Genomic DNA, 16327 nt, shown 5'->3' with positions numbered 1-16327 from the left:
TGGTACCGAAATGGGATGCGCCTACACCAGCCAGGCCGCGGCGTTCGACGGCAACTCACCGTCGGCGACGGGCGCGCTCGCGAACAGAACTTCACCCTCGGGCAGCCGTAATGGCCGCGTTCCGGCATTGAGCACGCAGACCAACTGTCCACGCGTGAACATCAACGCGTCGCGCGGCGCGGTCGGCCAGTCGATCCGGGTGCCATTGAATTCCGCTCGCAGGCTGCGTAGTTCGAGCGCGCGGCGGAAGAACGTCAGCGTCGAGCCGGTATCGGCGAGCTGCTTCTCAGCGGTCAGCGCCGCCCAATCCGGCGGAATCGGCAGCCACGTGTCCACAGTGGTCGAGAAGCCGAAAGGCGGTGTGTCGCCCTCCCACGGCATCGGCACGCGGCACCCGTCGCGCCCACGTTCGGTGTGGCCCGAGCGTTCCCACGTCGGGTCTTGCAGCACCTCGTCGGGCAACTCCACGTTCGGCAGGCCGAGCTCTTCCCCGTTGTAGATGAACACCGCGCCGGGCAGGGCGAGCATCACCATTGCCATTGCTCGGGCGCGCGCCAGCCCGACCGCGCCGCCGCCGTAGCGGGTGACTTCGCGTTCGACATCGTGGTTGGACAATGTCCACGTCGGGGTGGCGTTTTCGATCGCCGCCGCGGCCAGCGAATTCTCGATCGCGTCGCGGATGTCGGTGGCATCGAACTGCGCCTGCACCAGCCGGAAATTGAAGCCGAGATGCAATTCGTCGGGCCGCAAATACTCTGCCCAGCGGGCGTTGTCGTGTACCCACACCTCCCCGATGGTCACCGCGCCGGGATAGTCGTCGATGACGCTGCGGATGTCGCGATGAATCGCGTGCACATCAGGGTGATTGAACCGCGGATCGTCGTCCTTGTTGCGCAACATCCGGCTGCGGTCGACGGCCGCCATATCCGGCAGACCCGGCGGCTTGGCCATCCCATGAGCGACGTCGATGCGGAAGCCGTCGACACCGCGTTCCAGCCAGAACCGCAGCGTCTTCTCGAAATCGTCAAAAATCTCCGGGTTGTCCCAATTCAAGTCCGGCTGCTCGGCGTCGAACAGGTGCAGATACCACTGGCCCGGGTTGCCGTCGGGCTCGTTAACCCGGGTCCAGGCGGGACCGCCGAACACCGACTCCCAGTTGTTTGGCGGCTCCAGCCCGCCGGGACCGCGGCCGTCGCGGAAGATGTAGCGCTCACGCGCGTCGGTGCTGGGGCCGGCGGCCAGCGCGGCTTGGAACCACGGATGCGCCGAGCTGGTGTGGTTCGGCACCAGATCCATTGTGATCTTGATGTTGCGGTCGTGTGCTGCCGCGATCAGTCGCTCGAGGGCGGCCAGACCGCCGAACAACGGGTCGACGTCACGCGGGTCGGCGACGTCATAACCGTGGTCGGCCATCGGCGACACGGTGACCGGGTTGATCCAGATCGCGTCGACCCCCAACTGGGCGAGGTAATCCAGCCGGGCGGTCACCCCGTCCAAGTCGCCGACGCCGTCCCCGTCGCTGTCGGCGAACGAACGCGGATAGACCTGGTAAAAGACCGCGTCGCGCCACCACGGCGCACTGTGACGACCCATTAGAACGCGGAATTCACCAGTGAGTGCGCCGCCATCTGCAGGTAGTCCAGCAGCTCTTGGCGGTGCGCGTCGTCCAGGGTCTGCGAGTCGATCGATGCGATCGCGGTGTGCATACACCGCAACCAGGCGTCGCGTTCGATCGGCGTGATCCGGAACGGAACATGGCGCATCCGCAGCCGCGGGTGACCTCGCCGTTCCGAGTAGGTCCGCGGCCCGCCCCAGTACTGCTCGAGGAACATCCGCAACCGTTCCTCGGCCCCGGCCAAGTCATCCTCGGGATAAAGCGGGCGCAGAATTTCGTCCTCGGCGACCAGCTCGTAGAAACGCGCGACGATGGCGTGGAAGGTCTCGGCGCCGCCGACGGCGTCATAGAACGACGGTTGTTGTAGCGGTTCCATCTCCTCCATTGTGGGGCATGGCGCCGGCGGGCCACCGCCCGCCGTGGCGACAGCACCGGTTGTTCACCGGATCGACCAGCGCAGACACGCCAATTTGGCGTGCGGTCGATCGCGAATCATGGTGGACTGTTCGGCGGAGGACGTATGGCGCAGCATAAGAGACGCCGCGGCCACCGCAGTTCCGGTGTCGCGGCAGGGCTAACCGGCCCCGTACCCGGGTCATGCCTGCACAGCGTCGACAGTCCTCCGCCCACCGCGCGTGACGCGGGATCCATCTGGAATCGCCGGCGAGTGCTCCTGCTGAACTCCACCTACGAGCCGTTGACCGCGCTGCCGATGCGACGGGCGATCATCATGTTGATCTGCGGCAAGGCCGACGTGGTGCACGACGATCCGGCCGGGCCGGTGATCCACTCGGCGACCAGGTCGATCGCGGTGCCGTCGGTGATCCGGCTGCGATCCTATGTGCGGGTGCCGTACCGCGCCCGGGTCCCGATGACCCGCGCGGCGCTGATGCACCGGGACCGCTTCTGCTGCGCCTACTGCGGTTCGAAGGCCGACACCGTCGACCACGTGGTGCCCCGCAGCCGCGGCGGAGACCACTCCTGGGAGAACTGCGTGGCGTGTTGCTCGACATGCAACCACCGCAAGGGGGACCGGCTGCTGGCCGAGCTGGGCTGGTCGCTGCGGTTGGCGCCGGCATCGCCGAAGGGGCAGCATTGGCGATTGCTGTCGACGGTCAAAGAGCTCGACCCGGCGTGGGCACGGTATCTAGGTGAGGGAGCCGCCTAGCACTCAGCCGAATTGAGCGGCGATGAATCCAGCGAGCAGAACCGCGAAGCCGCCAATTTCACCGACGATGAGCAACGCCATCGAGATGTGCAGCCCCGGACCCGGGTGCTCGAACTGGTTCGTGGTGTCCTGCAGGACGCCGTGCACGATGTAGCTGAGGATGGCAGCGACAAAGAAGAAGACCAGGACCATTGCCGCGGTCAGATTGACCCAGCTGGGCCAGGCGCTGAGCTCGACAAACACGGCAGTCAACAGCGTGGCGAACGAGTAGAGCAGAGCGGCACGGTGTGCGATGTCCACATACGGGTGAGCGAGATGTTCGGGCCGGGTGGCCATCTGGCGGTACTTCCATACGCCCAAGCTCAGGGCCAGCAGGAAGATCAGACCGGCCGCCAGCAGCGTCACAACCGTGTCGGTGCCCAACACCGGGCTCATGCACTCCAAGATCATGTCTCCTTAGTCGTATGCGATGTGAGACTCCCGCCTTGCTTGGCTGCGACGTGACGCCGATACCAACGCCGCCCATGCCAGCGCTGGTAATGCCATGCGGACGCGGACAACCAGTTGCGTTGATGCAGCCAAAAGCCGGCCGGTGGTTCCAGGGTGGCCTTCTGGCGGCCGAGGGCGATTTCGCCGAGGACGACCCCTTCGCCTTCGTCGGCGCGCCGTTCGGCGACGACGGTGCCGCTTGCGGTGGCGATCAGCGTCGAGCCCTCGAAATGACCCCGGTACTGCACGGGCAGCCACGGCATCGGGCAGGTCAGCGAGCCGGCGTGGGCGGCATGGACGACCGGCGCACCCACATACTGCGAAAACGAGGCCGCCGCCCGACGGGCTGTCGCGGAGTTGTCGTTCTCGAGACGGGCGAACACCGAGCGGGGTGTCCAGGCGGGAACCGACCACCACCCCGAGCCCGTCATGACCAGATCTACCCGGCCACGTAGGCGTCGAACGGTTTGGGTGCGCATCAATTCCCAGCACACCGCCGCCCCGACCGCGTGCTCCCCGGTATTCAGGACGCCGTCGTCATCGCCGCCCACGTAGAACGCGTTCTCCCACATCGTGGGTAGGTCTTTGTTGTGCCGTCCGACGACACCGCCGGCATCAGCAAGCACGTACGCGTTACGGACGTGGCCATCGGGGTCGCGGCATAAAAACGAACCCCCGACTAGCGCCCCGTGGCGAGCGGCGAGCGTGGTCAGTAGTTCGGTGGCCGCACCGTCTGGTGGCAGCGCGGCTGCGGCAAGCGACGTGTCGAAACCGATTCCGGTGGTAAAGAATTCCGGTAGCGCGATGACGGCGGCGCCCGCTTGGCCCGCTTCGTCGGCAAGTCGTTCGCAGGCCGCCAGGTTGGCTGAGATATCGCCGAGTACCGCTTCTAACTGCAGGGCCGCTGCGAGGACCATGCCCCAGACGCTAACACAACGTCCACCATAAGACACGAGGTGTCTTATGGTGGAACGTGTAAACTCCTGCCGTGGGACGCGCGATGACGGAGGTGCGATGAGTGCTCTGCTGCGCTCAGTGCGGCTGCAGCGGGGGATGACGCTCGAGCAACTCGCCGACGCGACTGGGCTGACCAAGAGTTACCTCTCGAAGATCGAACGCCAGCGTTCGACCCCCTCGATCGCAGTGGCGTTAGAGGTGGCCCGCGCGCTTGAAGTCGATGTAGCGCAGCTGTTCTCCACGGATTCAGCGGATACGACGCTGTCGATCGACCGCGCCGAGGGCCGCTCAGTGGACCGCTATCACGCGGTGGCAGCCGGCATGCTGGGAAAAGCCATGTCTCCGTTCATTGTTCATCCCACCCGTGAATTCGGTGAGCATCCGCACCCGGTCCACGCCGGCCAAGAGTTGGTGTTTATTCATTCCGGTACCGTCGAAATGCGCTGCGGAGATCGGACAGTCACCTTGGAGGCGGGCGACTGCGCATATTTCGACTCGTCACTTCCGCACCAGCTGCGCCGGGTCGGACGCAACCGCAGCGAGGTCATCGTCGTCACGTGCACCGATCACAGTCGCAATAGGTAACGACCGAGGCCCTTTCACTGCCAAGCAGCGGTGGGATACGGTTTGCGTCGTGAGCCTGATGGAGATCCACCTGTACTTCCTCGGAATCCCGTTGTTGTTGGTGATCGTGTTAGTGGCGCTGATCTGGTCGCACAAGGGCGCCCACCCGGCGACCTACAAGTTGTCCGAGCCATGGACCCACCCGCCGATCCTGTGGGCCGCCACCGACGAGGCTGTCGGTGATGGTCACCATGGCCACGGCTCCGAATTGACCGTGGGAGGTGGCGCCAGTGGCAAGTGGTGAGATTGCGACCGTCGAACCCGCCGGGTTGCCCAATGGCTCGGTGATCACCGCCAGCGGACGGATCTCCGGGGTGACCGAGCCCGGCGATGTGTCGGTGCACTACCCGTTCCCGATCAAAGACCTCGCCACCCTCGATGACGCGCTGACCTATGGGTCGCGGGACTCCGATGCGCGGTTCGCGGTCTATATCGGCGACCTCGGCGGCGACACCGCCGCCCGGGCCCGCGAAATCCTCGCCGACGTGCCCACACCAGACAATGCGGTGCTGGTGGCCGTCTCGCCTGACCAGCGTGCGATCGAGGTGGTTTATGGCTCGCAGCTGCGGGGCCGGGGAGCCGAATCGGCTGCACCGCTGGGGGTTGCTGCGGCCGCCGCGGCATTCAAGGACGGCGATCTGCTCGACGGGCTGATCAGTGCGGTCCGGGTACTGAGTTCCGGGATTTCCCCGGCGTAGCTTCAGTCCGGCTGGAGCGGACGCGGAAGAAATTTCCGGTCTGGCCCTCGTCTGCACGCCCTTAGACTTGTGCGCAGCGTAGGTGGGTGCAATCGCTGAGACGAGGGACACGTGACCCAAGAAAATCTGTTTATCCAGACCGACGGTTTACGGGGGTTTGCGCAGACCCATGCAGACGTCGTGTCCGGCGTCTCGGGGTTGCTCGGTTCGACCGCCCAAGCGACTGGTGTTGAGCTGACGCACGGGCCGATCGCCTCAGCGGTGCATTCGGCCTTGGGCGGTGCGCTCGACGCGCGACAGGGCTCGATACACGGGGCGGTCAACGTTGGCAGGCACCTTTCCGAGTCGCTCCAGGCCGCCGCGCACGCCTACGACCAAGCCGACCAGGGTTCGGCGGCCAAGCTCGGGGCGGCCGGGGAAGCGACCGGCGGTTCGGGCGGGCCAGGGCAGGGCGCACCTGCGGGAGGCAAGGCTTCTGGAGCCGGCGCCAGCCAGATGCTCGGGCAGCTGGGTCAGATGGGAGGCCAGCTGGCTCAGGCGTTGGCAGGGTTGTTCCAGGGTGGACCCCAGGCGCTCGGGCAGTTGGCTCAACCGCTGCTGCAGGGGGTTCAGCAAGCCGTTCAGCAGGCCGGCCAACTGGCGCAGCAGCACGGTGAGCGCGCCGCAGGCGATGTCGAAATGGTGTCGGAGAACCGTGATGAAGCTGCGCCCGGCGAAGACACGCCGGCCGGCAAGGCGCCGACCGAACACGTGATGTTGGTCAGTGAAACCTCGCCGAAAACCGGTGCGACGCCGCTTTAGCGGCGTATTAGCAGGCGACTAATTGCTGCTCAAGGCTCGGCGTTCGAGACTTTAGACTTAATCGGGGTCTGAGACACGGAAAGAGATGCCTGAGTGGGAGCGCTAGACGCCTTCATGTCCATTTGGTCTAACGCGCGCGCGACGTTAGGCGATGGAACACCACAAGACGGCGCCGACTTTGATTGCAGCGCTCAATTCCGGCAGGCGCAAAGCGGCGTGAAGTCGGCGGCGCCAGGGGCACAATGGACCGGCACCGCGGCCGACGCGTACGAGGAAGCCAACAGCAGACAAGGCCGCACCTTCGGACAGATGGCGGTGTTGGACCAGCGGCTCGGCGCGGAGGTCGATCGGTCTGCTGCGATGGTGGCTGCGGGGCGCAAGAACCTCGACGGAGTCAAGCAGTGGGTCCTCGATGCGGCGGCATCGGTGCCGCCGAGCGCAGATCGTGAGCAGATGCTAATGCCGATCGCGCGCAAGGGGATTGCTGATGTCGCCGAGATCGTCAAGCAGTCCAACAGCGAACTCAATGTGATCGGCGGGCGTATTCGCACCATCGGCGACGAATACCAGGCGCTCGGCGGCAACAAGAAGCAGGGACCGGGACTCAAAGAGCCTCGTGATGAGGACCAGGACCCCGCCAATGACGATGATCTCAACACGATCACCGGTAGAGACGATGACGCACGTAAACGCGCCTCCGCCGAAGCGTTCAAACAAGTCTTTGGTCGACCACCGACCAGTGCGATCGACTGGGAAACGGCAGAAGCGCTCAATCCGAACAGCTACGATCCAAAATACAAAGGTGTCAAACCCGAAATTCGGGTTGTGAAAATTCGCCCGGTGCCAGGGCAGGGTGTCGTTCGAGCGTCGCAATACATCGAACAAAGAGATGTCATAAGTGGGCCAGGGACGCGGGATTTCGGGGACAATAGAACTGCTAATCGGAATTTCGACCCAGAAAACGCAAGGGTCACGACGTACATCGACTACGAAAACGGTATTGTCGTGATGCGCCAGAACCCATCAGTACAGTTGGACGCGTCTGGCGGCCCAGGAGAAGTAAGAGTTCGGGCGCCGGAGGGTCGCGTATGGCAGAACCCCGACGGGTCGGTCCGCATTCAATACAGTGCAGCAAACCCGTTTGCCCCAGAAATCGCGAAAAACCCAATGGGACCGGTTAATCCCGTGACGGTGAATGGTGATCTTGTGTTCACCCCGGGTGCCGACGGTCTACGCGTCGATGGTACGCGCACTGATTACCCATCACTCGAGGTCTATCAAGATTTGCCGACCGGACAATCGCATACCGTGCTCATCGACCCCGCCCGGTCGGGCCGCTCTTGGGGACCCGCAGCAAACCTTGAGTTCCACCACGAAATAGGATTTGGCGGCATGGCATTCGGACCTTTCACTGAGTGGAACACCGAGTTCGATGTACCAGGAGCAGACAAGCCTTCCACTCCATTCGGGCGCGCGACTAACCCACCATCGGTCCCGCCCTTGCCGGTGCCCCGGGGTACAACGCAAGTGTAAATAGAATATTCAGACCATAAGACGTCGAACTTCGGAGGCGCCATGCCGGTTCTTACCCGTCTGCGCGGACTAGACCCGCGTGCGTGGGCAATAGCAAGCTGGGTGACTCCACTAGTCGCTCCACTCATGGTGGGCTTGCTCATGGTGACCATCTGGCTCTTGGGCAAATGGCCGCTTTTAGACGAGCATGAATTTGCGCTGTTCGTCGCTGCGCTCTGCATCGATGTGATTGCCTTCGCCACCGTCGCAATGCTGCTGCTGACTTCGCACTCTTCTGGGGTGCGCGGTTTATCAGTCAGTATTGCGGGTACGTCCGCGATGCTACTCATCGGAGGTGCCACATTCGCGTTCGTATTGGAGGGGCGTTAAATGATGGATCGCGTCAGCCGTTTAAGCGACCACCCCGAGACACGGAGCAGTCCTGCTGGCCCGATCCGCTTCGTAGCTGTACTGCTAAACACTCTCATTATATTAGGATCGCTTAGCGCTGTTTTGCTATCCTCATTCGGAGGTGCTCAGTACCTCCTTTTCTACTTGGTGGCGGATATAATCGTCTCGCTCTTGTTTGTGGCCTATGGTGGTATTTTGCGTGAGATCGGACGAGGAATGGTGATAGCATGGCTTTCTCTGCCCATCGGGATGGTCGTGATTGCCGGCGGTTTTGCAGTAGGTCATGCAATTGTCGGTCGATGACGCAAGATCACAATTAACGTTCCGGACCCGTGTGGTCAGGAGTTCACAATCCCGCCGCGGCCCTGAGGAAAATAGATGACATCGAGTTGGTTGCGGCGACGCTGGTTGTGGGTATTGACCGCCGCGATCCTTGTGGCCAGCGGCGGCGCGGCGACCGTTTGGATTACCTACGACGGCGCGACTCCGTTGGAAAAGGACTGTGCGGCTGTCGAAGACCTTGGCCGCCAGTCGCACGAGTTGACGACGTGGATGAACACTGGCCTCGACGACGGCACGTTAGACGACCCTGGTGAGATCGTCGAGAGGGAATCGACGCTCGGTGACAAGCTGCGCGCCGCAGCGGGTTCGGTGGCGACACCGGAGATGAAGAAGCCGCTGACCACATGGGCGGACGCCATGGCGCTCAACGCGCAACTGCAACGCGAGGCCAACAAGATGTCCGCGGATACGTATCCACCCAGGGAGTGGATAGCCAACGTCCACAAATACAACACCATGACCGACGAAGCGCTCGACGCGCTTAACCAGCAATGCCCGGGGCTCAAGCAAGTGGTGCACGGCTCCTGATTCTAAAACTGCTGCCCACCCGCAAACTTCCGTCAAGGGCTTGGGGTGCGGGCCTTTAGACTTACCCAAGGACCAGTCGGGGGACAGGGGGCTTGGTGGGAGCGCTTGCCGTTTTCATGTCGACCTGGTCTGACGCCCGCTCCACGTTAGGAAGCGGTGCCCCACAAGAGGGCACAGCATTCGATCGCAGCACTCAATTACGTTGGGCGCAAAGCGGCGTGGAGTCAGCGGCGCCGACGCCGCGGTGGACCGGCACGGCGGCCGATGCGTACGCCGAAGCCAATAGCGCGCAGGGGCGCGTCCTGGGCCAACTGGCCGTACTGGATCAGCGGCTAGGTGCCGAAGTCGATCGCTCGGCTGCCGTGGTGTCTGCCGGGCGACAGACTCTGGATGGTGTCAAGCAGTGGGTGCTCGATGCGGCGGCGTCGGTGCCGAGCGGCGCAGACCATGACCGAGCGCTGATGCCCATCACCCGCAAGGGAATCCGCGACGTGGCCGAGGTGATCAGGCAGGTCGACAGCGACCTTAACCTGATTGGCGCACGTATACGCACCATCGGCCGCGAGTACCAGGCACTGGGCGCGAAGGACTCGACGACCACCGTCGACGATTCGCTGTCCAAGCCGCTGCCGCAGGATCCAAAGCAGTTTCACGACTTCTGGGTGAAGCTGAGCTCTGAACAGCAAGACCGGCTCTACTGCCGAGATCACAGCATCGGCAACCATCCCGGAATGCCGTTCGTCGACAAAGACAAATACAACCGACAGCACCTCGACGTGCTGACCACGACCACACAGGCCGACGTCAACCGGATGCAACACCGTGTCGACGAGCTGGCGCGCCAAAGGTACATGGGCGATCACAGCGGCGCTGCTATCGACGAATTCACTGTCCTGGCACCGCAACTCCTGGCGGCACGACACCGTCTCGAGGGCTACCGCGCCGTGCAAACCGCTTTGGTCTCGGACGGGCCGACACGCTACCTGGGGCTGATCGATGATCGGGGCCACGCCGCGGTCTCCATTGGCGAACCCGACAATGCCAAACGCAACGCCACCTTCGTGCCCGGCACCGGCGAAGACCTGCCCCGGCTGCAATACAGCGACGAGAGGTCGTGTGCTATGTACAACGCTGCCTTGCACGCCGACCCCAGTTTGCAGCCCGGCGATGTGGCGGTCACGACATGGATGGGTTATGACCGGCCGATGGATGTGACGCATGCAGCGTCCGCAGACCCCGCCCTTGCGGGCGCGGAAGCATTGGGCGCCTTCGAGAGTGGGATGCGAGCGTCGCATGTCGGACCGTCATCGATCGACACGGTGATCGGGCATAGCTATGGCTCGACGCTGGTGGGTGCGGCAGCCTCGGGCGGGCATCACCTCGACGCGGACAACATGATCGCGGTGGGCAGCCCCGGTGTGCTGGTCGACCGTGCCGCCGATCTCAACCTGGCTGCCGGCGCCCAGGTGTACGCCACCCGAGCAGTCAACGACATCATCGAACTAGGCCGCGCCGCCACCGAATGGACGCTGGGAGGTGACCCGACAGCGCCGCAGTTCGGTGCCACGCTGCTGGAGGCCGACCCCGGACCCGCCGGGCCCCGTGGGCTTCCCGGCGTTGCCGCCCACAGCAGTTACTGGTCTCCCGGCAAGAAGGCGTTGTACAACTTCGGTGCCGTCATCGCGAGCGTCCCACCGCCCTACCTCGGGCGGCCGTGACAGCGGCCCAACTATCCGGCCACGCGTCAACTCGCGCCGGCAGCGTCGAACGCCCGCGCCTTCAGCGCCCGCTTGATCCCGGCCTGCCCCTCTAACACAAGCCTGCGCAACGCGGGCGGCAATTCCGGGTCGGCGAGAAACTCATCGGCAGCAGCGACGCCGCCGTCACTGATGTCCCAGGACGGATATAGGCCCACCACAACGGTTTGCGCGACCTCGCTGGACCGGCGCTCCCAAACCCCGGTTATCGCCGCGAAGTAGCGCGCGGTGAACGGCTGGAGCAACTCGCCCTGTCCGGGGGAGACGAGGCCGGCGATGATCGAACGGCCGGTGATGTTGGGCAGCGTGTCGTCCTCGGTAACTTCGGTCCACGCCTGCTCTTTGACCGGCAACTGCGGTCGCGCCGCAGCGGCTTGCGCACCGTGCCGCTTGCCGGCGGCCGTGGGATCGCGCTGCACCTCGGCATCGATGACCTCCGCATCGATGGCGCCGGATCTGGCCAGTGCGGTGACCACTCGCCAGCGCAGATCAGTATCCACGGCCAGTCCCGCCAATCCCACCTCAGCAGGATCGCCGGCGAGCAACGCCGACAGCACCTCGATATGACGTTCTGACAGCACTGATGAGCACAATGCATTGACATAGGCCAGCTGATGATCCGAGCCGGCTTCGGCGTCGCGGCCCAACTCCAGTAGCCGATCGGCAAATGCGGGCCAGCCTTCTGAGCGCGCCCACGTCGGTTCGGCATACGAACCCAACGCGGTCTGCGCTTGCAGCAATAGTCGCTGTGCCACACCAACTTCGGTTTCAGCGACAACGCCACGGCAGACCAGGGCCACGAAGTCGCGGGCGCGCAGCTCGGCCTCGCGGGTCATCTCCCAGGCGGCCGACCACACCAAGGTGCGCGGCAGAGGCTCAGCGATATCGGCGAGGCGCTGCAATGCGGTGTCCAACGACGAGGGATCCAGCCGCAGCGAGCAGTAGGTCAGGTCGTCGTCGTTGACCAGAATCAACTGCCCACGTGAGATGCCGACCAACGCGGGGACGTCCGTGCTCGGTCCGTCGACGTCAAGCTCTTCGCGATGGACCCGGACCAACCGGCCCGATCCGTCGTCGTCGTAAATACCGACTGCAAGCCGATGTACCCGCGTCTCACCGGCCCCCGGCGCGGCGCCGCTTTGAGTCACGGCGAACCGGGTGAACCGCCCGTCGTCGTCGACGTCGAAATCGGCGCGCAGTGTGTTGAGCCCGGTTGTCTTGAGCCACTGTCGTCCCCAGTCGGACAAGTCGCGCCCCGACGACTTCTCCAGCGCGCCAAGTAGATCCGCAAACGTGGCGTTGTCGAACGCATGCTCGCGAAAGTAGTCGCGCAGACCGGCCAGGAAATGCTCGAGCCCGACGTAGGCCACGAGTTGTTTGAGTACAGACGCGCCCTTGGCGTAAGTGATGCCGTCGAAGTTGACCTCGACCGCGGCCAAATCGGGAATGTCGGCGGCCACCGGATGCGTCGAGGGCAGCTGATCCTGTCGGTAGGCCCACGATTTCTCGGCATTGGCGAATGTGGTCCATGCTTCGCTGAATTCGGTTGCCTCGCTTTGGCAGAGCACCGAGGCGAAGGTGGCGAACGACTCGTTGAGCCATAGGTCGTCCCACCACTGCATGGTGACCAAGTCGCCGAACCACATGTGCGCCATCTCGTGCAGCACTGTTTCGGCGCGCCGCTCATAGGAGGCGCGGGTGACTTTGCTGCGAAAGACATAGTCCTCCAAGAAGGTCACGGCGCCCGCGTTCTCCATCGCGCCGGCGTTGAACTCCGGCACGAACAACTGGTCGTACTTGCCGAATGCATATGGGGTGCCAAAGTGCTTGTGGTAGAAGCCGAATCCCTGCTTGGTCTGGGTGAAGAGCCGCTCGGCGTCCATGTATTCAGCCAGTGTCGCCCGACAGAAGATGCCCAGTGGAATCTCGCCGTGCTCGTCGACGTAGGTGTCGTCCCATCGGGCGTACGGTCCGGCGATCAGAGCCACCAGGTAAGTACTCATCCGCGGGGTGGTGACAAACGTATGCACACCGTTGTCGACGCCAACGGTGGCGCCGTTGGACACCACTTGCCAATGTGCTGGTGCGGTGACGGTGATGTCGAAGGCGGCTTTGAGGTCGGGCTGGTCGAAACAGGCGAACATCCGCTTGGCGTCTGCGGTTTCGAACTGCGAGTACAGGTACACCTCGTCATCGACCGGGTCGACAAAGCGGTGCAGACCTTCACCGGTATTGGAATACCGGCACGAGGCGTCCACCACGACGACGTTGTGCGCGGCCAGACCGTTCAGCGCGATGCCGGTCGATTCGTCATAGCCGGACACGTCGAGGTCGCGGCCGTTGAGGGTGGCGCTGTGAATCGTGTCCGCGGCGATGTCGATGACGGTGTCGGCGCCGGCCAGCGCGCCGAACTCCACAGTTGTCGTCGATCGGAAGGTGTGTTCGCCGGGCGCGCCGTTGCCGTCGGTCAGGTCCAGGCTGATTCGGTACCGGTCGACGGTGACGAGGGTTGCGCGTTCGACGGCTTGGTCGCGGGTGAGATTGGGAAGAGCCACGTGTCCCAACTTAGGCCGGTGACGATGCAGGCCGCGTAGCGGCCTGAGGAGGAGGCGGCCAATCCAACTTGGCCGGGTGGCAGCGGTTGAAAACCGTCCAGCGTGGTCGCCGCGCCGGCCATGCTGCCTATCCTTACTCGCAGCCAGTAGCCGGGAACACGCGTCGCGTTCCCTCGGTTGTGCTGGGCGGCTACCGCATCGTCAATGAGAGGATCTTCCATGCCCGAGAAGTCAGTCGCCGATTTCTGGTTCGATCCGTTGTGCCCGTGGGCATGGATCACGTCGCGCTGGATCCTGGAGGTCGAGAAGGTCCGCGACATCGAGGTCAACTTCCATGTGATGAGCCTGGCCGTGCTCAACGAGGACCGCGAGGACCTGCCCGACAACTACAAAGAGCGGATGGCAAAGGCGTTTGGGCCGGTTCGGGTGGCGATCGCCGCGGAGCAGGCCCACGGCGCCGAGGTGCTCGGGCCGCTGTACACGGCGATGGGCACCCGCATCCACAACGAGGACAACAAAGAGCTCGACGACGTCATCAAGCAGTCGCTGGCCGAGGTGGGCTTGCCGGCCGAGCTGGCCGACGCCGCGACCAGCGACGCCAACGACGAGGCGCTGCGCAAGAGCCACCACGCGGGCATGGACCCCGTCGGCGAGGACGTCGGGACCCCCACCATCCACGTCAACGGTGTGGCGTTCTTCGGTCCGGTGCTGTCGAAGATTCCGCGCGGTGAGGATGCCGGCAAGCTGTGGGACGCCTCGGTGACCTTCGCGTCTTACCCGCACTTCTGGGAACTCAAGCGAACCCGCACCGAACGACCCGAATTCGACTGACACAATGACCAGCATGCGCGTCTACCTAGGTGCCGACCATGCCGGCTACGAGCTCAAGCTGCAGATCATCGAGCATCTGAAGAAGTCCGGACACGAGCCGATCGACTGCGGCGCGTTCGGCTACGACGCCGAGGATGACTACCCGGCGTTTTGCATCGCCGCCGCGGTGCGCACGGTCGCTGACCCCGGCAGCCTGGGCATCGTGCTGGGTGGATCGGGCAACGGTGAGCAGATCGCGGCCAACAAGGTCCCCGGAGCGCGGTGTGCGCTGGCGTGGAGCGTCGAGACGGCGACGCTGGCCCGCGAACACAACAACGCCCAACTGATCGGTATCGGCGGCCGCATGCACACCGTTCCGGAGGCGCTGGCCATCGTCGACGCGTTCGTGAACACTCCGTGGTCGGAAGCCGAACGCCACCAACGCCGTATCGACATCCTCGCCGAGTACGAACGCAGCCACCAGGCGCCACCGGTCCCCGGCGCCCCCACCGGGTAAGCGCCCATGCCCGAAGGGCACACGCTGCACCGGCTGGCGCGGCTGCACCAGCGCCGGTTTGCCGGCGGCCCGGTGGCCGTCTCCAGCCCGCAGGGCCGGTTCGCCGCATCGGCCGCCGCGGTCGACGGCCGGGTGCTACGGCGCACCAGTGTGTGGGGCAAGCACCTGTTCCACCATTACGCCGAGGGTCCGACGGTGCATGTGCACCTCGGCTTGTACGGCACGTTCACCGAATGGGAGCGACCGCCCGATGCGGCGATGCCCGCGCCGGTCGGTCAGGTGCGCATGCGCATGGTCGGCGCTGAATACGGCACCGATTTGCGCGGGCCGACGGTGTGCGAACTGCTCGATGACGCACAAATCGCCGAGGTAGTGGCGCGGCTCGGGCCGGACCCGCTGCGCCGCGACGCTGACCCGACCTGGGCATGGTCGCGGATCACCAAGTCGCGCAGGCCAATCGGCGCCCTGCTGATGGACCAGACGGTTATCGCCGGTGTCGGCAACGTCTATCGCAGCGAGTTGTTATTCCGTCACGGCATCGATCCTTACCGACCCGGCCAGGTGGTCAGCGAAACCGAATTCGGCGCGGCATGGACGGATCTGGTGGCGCTGATGAAGGTGGGTTTGCGGCGCGGCAAGATCATCGTGGTGCGCCCCGAACATGACCACGGTGCACCGTCCTACGGTCCGGGAAAACCTCGCACCTACGTGTACCGCCGCGCCGGCGACCCGTGCCGGGTGTGTGCGGCGACGGTTCGCACCGCCGAGCTGGAGGGTCGCAATGTTTTCTGGTGCCCGCAATGCCAGACGTGACCATCGACACCACCAAGTTGCAAGTCATTCGCATGCGGTGTGCAATTTTGTCGTTTTTGTTGTCTACCAACGGTTCTTAGCGGGCGATGTCGTTTCGCGCACAGCCAGCCTGGGTACGGGCCAGAGATGACGAAATCTGTACGCGTCGTTGCAACGACGGCCATGCTTTCGGCGGGTTTCGGCCTGCTCGGACTGGGTGCGGCAAGTGATGCTCAAGCACAAACCACGCCGTTCCTGAATTACCCATGCAACCCGGGCGACACGTGGAATCCAGGGAACGGGCCATATTGCAACGGCCCCGGACCCGGCCCGGGCTTCGGTCCCGGCGGCGATTACGGTCCCGGCGGACCTGGGCCGGGAGGACCAGGGCCGGGTGGTCCGGGCGGCGGAGGGCGGCTTCGACACCGATCTGGTGTTGGGCCCCCGCGTCGCGGATCACGGCTGGGGCTTGGGCTACATGCTCAACCAGCGCTGCGTCAACGGACCCAATCCCCGGATCTTCGGGCATGGCGGCCTTGGCGGTTCATTCGGGTTTGTCGACCTTGAGCACCGCATCGGCTACGGCTACGTGATGAACCGGTACGACGCCACCAAGGCCAATGCCGACCCACGCAGCGTCGCGCTGTCCGACGAGATCTACGCGGCGCTGGGCATCACGAAAAACTGAGCGGCGCGGCGGCTAATGGCCGCCGCCACCCCCGCCACCGTGTCCGCCGCCACCGTCTCCCCC

The 16327-nt window shown here is 64.4% G+C and carries 18 protein-coding genes; 13 read left to right on the top strand and 5 right to left on the bottom strand.

Annotated elements, in window-relative coordinates:
* Positions 1 to 21: 21 nt before the first annotated feature.
* On the bottom strand, positions 22 to 1593 hold the full coding sequence (locus tag A5707_RS21395) for a glycoside hydrolase family 13 protein (protein ID WP_065016438.1): 1572 nt from the start codon (positions 1591 to 1593) through the stop codon (positions 22 to 24).
* A complete protein-coding gene (locus A5707_RS21390; protein ID WP_065016455.1) occupies positions 1593 to 1991 on the bottom strand; it encodes a globin in 399 nt (132 codons plus the stop codon). The genes A5707_RS21395 and A5707_RS21390 overlap by 1 nt, the downstream gene beginning before the upstream one ends.
* 144 nt (positions 1992 to 2135) lie before the next feature.
* Between A5707_RS21390 and A5707_RS21385 the strand changes: the two genes are divergently transcribed.
* A complete protein-coding gene (locus tag A5707_RS21385) occupies positions 2136 to 2783 on the top strand; it encodes an HNH endonuclease (RefSeq protein WP_065016454.1) in 648 nt (215 codons plus the stop codon).
* Positions 2784 to 2786: 3 nt separating this feature from the next.
* On the opposite strand, the gene A5707_RS21380 is transcribed toward A5707_RS21385, so the two are convergent.
* Positions 2787 to 3206 carry a hypothetical protein gene (locus A5707_RS21380; RefSeq protein WP_197495399.1) on the bottom strand — a complete coding sequence of 140 codons (420 nt, stop codon included), beginning with the start codon at positions 3204 to 3206 and terminating at the stop codon, positions 2787 to 2789.
* A 23-nt stretch (positions 3207 to 3229) separates the two neighbouring features.
* The gene (locus A5707_RS21375; protein ID WP_065016436.1) at positions 3230 to 4189 is read right to left on the bottom strand and encodes a carbon-nitrogen hydrolase family protein; all 960 of its coding nucleotides are present in this window, start codon (positions 4187 to 4189) and stop codon (positions 3230 to 3232) included.
* A 97-nt stretch (positions 4190 to 4286) separates the two neighbouring features.
* On the opposite strand from A5707_RS21375, the gene A5707_RS21370 reads away from it, so the two are divergent.
* From A5707_RS21370 to A5707_RS21335, 8 genes are all read left to right on the top strand, one after another.
* Positions 4287 to 4814 (top strand): helix-turn-helix domain-containing protein, encoded by a 528-nt coding sequence (locus A5707_RS21370; protein ID WP_065016435.1) that lies wholly within the window; start codon positions 4287 to 4289, stop codon positions 4812 to 4814.
* 58 nt (positions 4815 to 4872) lie between these two features.
* On the top strand, positions 4873 to 5097 hold the full coding sequence (locus tag A5707_RS21365) for a hypothetical protein (protein WP_065016434.1): 225 nt from the start codon (positions 4873 to 4875) through the stop codon (positions 5095 to 5097).
* A complete protein-coding gene (locus A5707_RS21360; protein ID WP_065016433.1) occupies positions 5084 to 5551 on the top strand; it encodes a DUF5130 family protein in 468 nt (155 codons plus the stop codon). Before A5707_RS21365 ends, A5707_RS21360 begins: the two co-directional genes overlap by 14 nt.
* A gap of 111 nt (positions 5552 to 5662) precedes the next feature.
* Positions 5663 to 6352 carry a type VII secretion target gene (locus A5707_RS21355; RefSeq protein ID WP_065016432.1) on the top strand — a complete coding sequence of 230 codons (690 nt, stop codon included), beginning with the start codon at positions 5663 to 5665 and terminating at the stop codon, positions 6350 to 6352.
* 93 nt (positions 6353 to 6445) lie between these two features.
* Positions 6446 to 7885, top strand: a complete 1440-nt coding sequence (locus A5707_RS24235) for an EspA/EspE family type VII secretion system effector (protein ID WP_197495398.1) — start codon at positions 6446 to 6448, stop codon at positions 7883 to 7885.
* A gap of 141 nt (positions 7886 to 8026) precedes the next feature.
* Positions 8027 to 8254, top strand: a complete 228-nt coding sequence (locus A5707_RS21345) for a hypothetical protein (RefSeq protein ID WP_156658258.1) — start codon at positions 8027 to 8029, stop codon at positions 8252 to 8254.
* A 399-nt stretch (positions 8255 to 8653) separates the two neighbouring features.
* Positions 8654 to 9145, top strand: a complete 492-nt coding sequence (locus A5707_RS21340; RefSeq protein ID WP_156658256.1) for a hypothetical protein — start codon at positions 8654 to 8656, stop codon at positions 9143 to 9145.
* Between the two features lie 116 nt (positions 9146 to 9261).
* Entirely contained in the window at positions 9262 to 10863 is a 1602-nt protein-coding gene (locus A5707_RS21335) for an alpha/beta hydrolase (protein ID WP_082969609.1), read from the top strand.
* 26 nt (positions 10864 to 10889) lie between these two features.
* Here the strand turns inward: A5707_RS21335 and pepN are convergent, their stop codons facing one another.
* Positions 10890 to 13457 carry an aminopeptidase N gene (gene pepN, locus A5707_RS21330; protein WP_065016427.1) on the bottom strand — a complete coding sequence of 856 codons (2568 nt, stop codon included), beginning with the start codon at positions 13455 to 13457 and terminating at the stop codon, positions 10890 to 10892.
* Between the two features lie 219 nt (positions 13458 to 13676).
* Between pepN and A5707_RS21325 the strand changes: the two genes are divergently transcribed.
* The 4 genes from A5707_RS21325 to A5707_RS21310 all read left to right on the top strand — a co-directional run bounded on the left by A5707_RS21325 (position 13677) and on the right by A5707_RS21310 (position 16264).
* Positions 13677 to 14288 (top strand): Rv2466c family mycothiol-dependent reductase, encoded by a 612-nt coding sequence (locus A5707_RS21325; protein WP_065016426.1) that lies wholly within the window; start codon positions 13677 to 13679, stop codon positions 14286 to 14288.
* 13 nt (positions 14289 to 14301) lie between these two features.
* The gene (locus A5707_RS21320; protein ID WP_065016453.1) at positions 14302 to 14784 is read left to right on the top strand and encodes a ribose-5-phosphate isomerase; all 483 of its coding nucleotides are present in this window, start codon (positions 14302 to 14304) and stop codon (positions 14782 to 14784) included.
* A 6-nt stretch (positions 14785 to 14790) separates the two neighbouring features.
* Complete coding sequence (locus A5707_RS21315) at positions 14791 to 15597, top strand: Fpg/Nei family DNA glycosylase (RefSeq protein ID WP_065016425.1); 807 nt, start codon at positions 14791 to 14793, stop codon at positions 15595 to 15597.
* Positions 15598 to 15835: 238 nt separating this feature from the next.
* Positions 15836 to 16264 carry a serine hydrolase gene (locus A5707_RS21310; RefSeq protein WP_331713171.1) on the top strand — a complete coding sequence of 143 codons (429 nt, stop codon included), beginning with the start codon at positions 15836 to 15838 and terminating at the stop codon, positions 16262 to 16264.
* The last annotated feature ends 63 nt before the right edge of the window (positions 16265 to 16327 follow it).

The sequence above is a fragment of the Mycobacterium kyorinense genome (assembly GCF_001672775.1).
In the GTDB taxonomy this organism is placed as follows: Bacteria; Actinomycetota; Actinomycetes; order Mycobacteriales; family Mycobacteriaceae; genus Mycobacterium; species Mycobacterium kyorinense_A.
This window is presented reverse-complemented; position numbering and strand designations above follow the sequence as displayed.